General features: G+C 70.2%; 2 protein-coding genes. Both read right to left on the bottom strand.

Features of this window, described 5'->3' with window-relative positions; genetic code table 11:
- The coding region (locus GXP76_RS34005) for a type I polyketide synthase (RefSeq protein ID WP_242575478.1) at positions 1–1,785 on the bottom strand (1,785 nt) is incomplete at its 3' end.
- On the bottom strand, positions 1,782–5,015 hold a 3,234-nt coding region (locus GXP76_RS34000), incomplete at its 5' end, for a type I polyketide synthase (protein ID WP_242575477.1). The genes GXP76_RS34005 and GXP76_RS34000, both read right to left, overlap by 4 nt.

The raw sequence follows: 5,015 nt of genomic DNA, 5'->3' as shown, positions 1-5,015 counted from the left end.
CGCACACACCTCATCCACCACACCCGCAAACACCCCAAACCGCTCATACAACTGACCGCCCATACCCGCAAACTGAGACCCCTGTCCCGTGAACAACACACCCGTCTTCCCACCCACCGGCGACCCCGACACCACCCCATCCGCCGAGCCGCCCGCAGCCAGCACATCCAACCCCGCAACCAGTTCCTCAACACCAGAACCGATCACCACACCACGCGACTCCAACCGAGCCCGACCCACCAATCCCGCAGACACACCCCCGACATCCACACCCTCATCGCCACGCACAAACTCGGCCAGCCGCGCCGCCTGACCACGCAACCCCGCGTCACCCCGACCCGACACCACCCACGCCACCGGGCCCGCAGACTCCACTGCCTGCTCAGACTCGGACTCAACAGCAGGCGGCTCCTCCAGGATCACGTGCGCGTTGGTGCCACTCACACCGAACGACGACACACCCGCCCGCCGAAGCTCTCCGTCGCGCTGCCACGGCACCGGCTCCGTCAGAAGACGCACCTCACCCGCAGACCAGTCCACATGCGGCGACGGCTCATCCACATGCAACGTCTCCGGCAACCGACCATGACGCATCGCCATCACCATCTTGATCACACCAGCCACACCCGCAGCCGCCTGCGTATGCCCGATGTTCGACTTCACCGAACCCAGCCACAACGGACGATCCTCAGGCCGGTCCTGGCCATAGGTCGCCAACAACGCCTGCGCCTCAATCGGATCACCCAACGTCGTACCGGTGCCATGGGCCTCCACGACATCCACATCACCGACAGACAAGCCGGCATTGCTGAGCGCCCGCCGAATCACCCGCTGCTGCGACGGACCGTTCGGCGCCGTCAACCCGTTCGACGCACCATCCTGGTTGACAGCCGAGCCCCGCACTACGGCGAGAACGCGATGCCCCTTCGCCACCGCGTCCGACAACCGCTCCAACAACACCAGACCGACGCCCTCACCCCACCCCGTCCCATCAGCCCCCGCCGCGAACGGCTTGCACCGACCGTCGACCGCAAGCCCGCGCTGCCTGCTGAACTCCACAAAGGTCTGCGGCGTGGACATCACGGAGACTCCACCGGCGAGTGCCATCGAGCACTCACCCGAACGCAACGCCTGCGCCGCGAGATGCATCGCCACCAACGAGGACGAACACGCCGTGTCCACCGTCACCGCCGGACCCTCAAGGCCGAACACATACGCCAGACGACCCGACGCCACACTCGCCGCGTTCCCGATCAAGGAGTAGCCCTCGGCCTCCTCCGGGACGACGGGGAACCGGGTGGCGTAGTCCTGGCCGTTCGTGCCGACGAATACCCCGATCCGGCTACCGGCGAGGCCGCCCGGGTCGAGGGCGGCGCGTTCGAACAGCTGCCATGACGTCTCCAGCAGGAGCCGCTGCTGCGGGTCCATGCTCAGCGCCTCGCGCGGGCTGATGCCGAACAGTTCGGCGTCGAACTCGGCGGCGTCGGAGATGAAACCGCCCTCGCGCACGTACGACGTACCGGGATGGTCGGGGTCCGGGTCGTACAGCGCCTCCAGGTCCCAGCCCCGGTCCTCGGGGAAGCCCGAAATCGCGTCACCACCGGCGGCGACCAGATCCCACAGCTCCTCAGGCGACTCCACCCCACCCGGGAACCGACAGCTCATGGCGACGATGGCCAGCGGCTCGTGGTTGCGCGCTTCCGCCTCGCGCAACTGCCGCCGTGCCTGGCGCAGTTCGGCTGTGGTGCGCTTGAGGTAGTCAAGGAGCTTCGCGTCCTCGGTCATCGTGCGCTACCTCCCTGCGGCACGGACGGTGCCGCCGAGTCGTCGAGTTCCTGGTCGAGGATCGCGAACACCTCGTCCGCCGTGGCGGCTTCGATGTCACTGTCGTCGGGCTCCGGTTCGCGGCCCTGGCCACGGGCCCGGTGCGACTCGGTGCCGGTCAGCACCGACACCAGCCCCTGGAGCCGGGCGACCAACTTGTCGCGGACCGCGTCGTCGGCCTCCAGAGACGACAGGGTGGTGTGCAGTTCGGCGAGGTTGGCGAACACCGGATCGGTCGAGGCGGAGCCGAGCAGTTCGCTGCGCAGGTGGTTGGCGACGGCCCTCGGGGTGGGGAAGTCGAACACCAGCGACGGTGGGAGCCGGCGTTCAATGGCGGCGGCCAGCCGGTTCCGTAGTTCTACGGCGGTCAGTGAGTCGAATCCGACTTCCTTGAACGCCCGGTCCGGGTCGACCCGTTCCGCGTCGGCGTGCGTGAGCACGTCGGCCACGGTGCGCCGGACCAGCGTGAGTACTGCTTCCTCGCGGTCCGGCTCCGGAAGACCGGCCAGTCGCTGAGCGAAGGGCACGGTCTTCGGGTCCGCCCCCGCAGCCGGTCGCACCGCCGTACCGTTCCTCTCCCACAGGACGGGGGGCAGGTCCGCGCTCGGCCTCCGGACCGCGTCGAGCCCTGCCACCGTCAGCGGAATGCCGGCCGCGAGAGCGGCGTCGAACAGCGCGAGGCCCTCGGCGGTGGACATCGCGGACGCCGCCTCGCGGGTGATCCTGCGGACGTCGGTCTCTCCCAAGTGCTCTGTCATTCCGCTGCGTTCGGCCCACAGGCCCCAGGCGACCGAGGTCGCGGGCAGGCCCTCGGCGTGGCGCCGAAGCGTCAGGGCTTCGAGGAACGCGTTGGCGGCGGCGTAGTTGCCCTGTCCGGCGGTGCCGAGCGTGGACGCGGCGGAGGAGAAGACCACAAAGGCCCGCAGATCCTTCTCGTCACGGGTCAGCTCGTGCAGATGCAGCGCGGCGTCGACCTTCGGGCGGAATACCGTGGCGACCTGGTCGGCCGTCAGCGAGGTGACCGTCCCGTCGTCGAGTACCCCGGCCGCGTGGACGACCGCGGTGAGTGGCTGCTCCGCGGGCACCGTCTTGAGTACGGCGGCCAGCGCGCCCCGGTCGCCGACGTCACAGCTCTCCGCGGTCACGTCGGCCCCGGCCAGGGCCAGTTCGGCGATCAGCTCCGGCATACCCGGCGCGTCCGCGCCGCGACGGCCGACCAGCAGCAGTCGGCCCACCCCGTGCTCATGGACCAGGTGCCGCGCGACCAGACCACCGAGAGTGCCGGTCGCCCCGGTGATCAAGACGGTTCCGGTCGTGTCCAGGAGTGGTGTCTCGTCGGTCTTCCGGTGCGGCACGGGTCGCAGCCGGGGGACGTACAGCGCACCGGCGCGGAGCGCCGACTGCGGCTGGCCCGCCGCCGGTACGGCCGGGAGCGAGCGCAGTGACTCGTCGCGCTCGTCGATGTCCACCACCACGAGCCTGTCCGGGTGTTCGGCCTGCACCGAACGGGCCAGACCCCAGACAGCGGCCCCGGTCAGGTCCGTCACATCGCCACCGTCGGTCGCCACGGCGGACCTGGTGAGCAGGACCAGACGGGTGGCGCCGAACCGTTCGTCGACGAGCCATGACTGGATGATCCGCAGGACGCCGGTCACCGCCGCGTGCACCTCGCCCGACGAGGGGACACCGGTCGACGAGGGCCCGCCGATCGGCGCGACAGGGACCAGAATCGTCTCCGGTACGGGGCGCGGTACGGCTCGCGTGTCGGCGTCCTGCACGGCGCCGGTCATCTCGGCGAGGTCCGTGTATCGGTCGGTTTCGACTCCCTGACGCTTCAAGGCCTCGGACAGTTCGTCCCCTGCCGGGCCGACAACGGCGAACCGGACGGGGGCCGTTGGCCGGGGCGGGACACCGATCCCCTCCCATATCAGGCGGTGCAGAGGACGGACGGTTCCGTGCCGAAGGGCACGCGCCTGCTCGGCTGTCGGAGGCAGCAGGGTCACCCCCGCCACCTCGGCCAGCGGCGTGTCGTCGGTGCCGAACAGGCACAGCGACAGCGTGTCGGGCGCGGTCGGGGTCAGCCGGACGCGGACCTCGCCCGTGACGGCGCGTACTGCTACGACGTCACGCCAACGGGTGGCCGTACGCGGCTCGGAAGTGGCCCCCATCGTCACCGCTGCGACGGCTTGCAGCACCGCGTGCAGCGGATCGGGGTACAGCGCGAACCGTTGGGCGGTGAGCTCCTCCCGTGCCGGTACGCGCACTTCCGCCAGCACGTCGTCGCCGTGCTTCCAGAGCTGTCCCAGCCTGGCGAGGACGCTCTCGGTGTCGTATCCACCCTCGGTGAGGGCTCGGCGGAGGTCGTCTTCTGCGATCGGTTCCGCGTCGGCCGGGGGCCAGGGGGCCTGGGCAGGCAGCGGTTCGTCGCCCTGGTGGGCCGCGAGCCGGCCCGTGGCGTGGCTGCGCCAGTCGCCTTCCGTGTCCGCCGCCGGCCGGGAGTAGAGATCGACTTGTCGACTGCCCTCGTCGTCCGGCCCACCGAGGACCAGTTGGATCCGTAGGGCTTCGTCTCCCGGGAATGCCAGCGGGTCGGCGATCGTGAGGTCCGCCAGCCGGGGGCAGCGCACGGTCCGACCGGCATGCAGGGCCATCTCCACGACGGCGGCGGGCGGTACGACCACCATTCCGGCCGTCATGTGCTCCCGCAGCCATGAGTCGGCGTGCGGGTCGAGCCGGCCGACGAAAAGCCGGGCGTCGTCGCCCGGCAGGACGGTGACCGCGCTCAGCAGGGGGTGGTCCATCGGGGTCAAACCGGCCGAGGCCACGTCCGCCTGTGCGGAGGCGGGTGCGTCGAGCCAGTAGCGGTGGCGTTGGAAGGCGTACGTGGGCAGTGCGACCGGCTCTGCGGCGGGCAGCAACTCGCCCCACGCCACGGGCAGACCAGCGGACCACGCCTCGCCAAGGCTCCGGAGCATCTGAGCCTCGTCGGGCTGGTCCCGGCGCAGGGTGTGCAGCACGCGTCCGTCGGTCACCGTCTGTTCCAACGCCAGCGACAGCACCGGATGCGGACCGATTTCGATGAACACCTGCGGACCCGCGTCCTGCAACCGCCGGATCACATCGGCGAACATCACCGGCTCCCGGAGGTTGCGGTACCAGTACTGCGCGTCCAGATCTCCGCCGTCCACCGA

It is taken from the genome of Streptomyces sp. NP-1717 (assembly GCF_022695985.1).
Classification (GTDB): Bacteria; Actinomycetota; Actinomycetes; order Streptomycetales; family Streptomycetaceae; genus Streptomyces.
The sequence above is the reverse complement of the archived record's forward strand: the minus strand, read 5'-3'. Positions and strand labels throughout refer to the sequence as shown.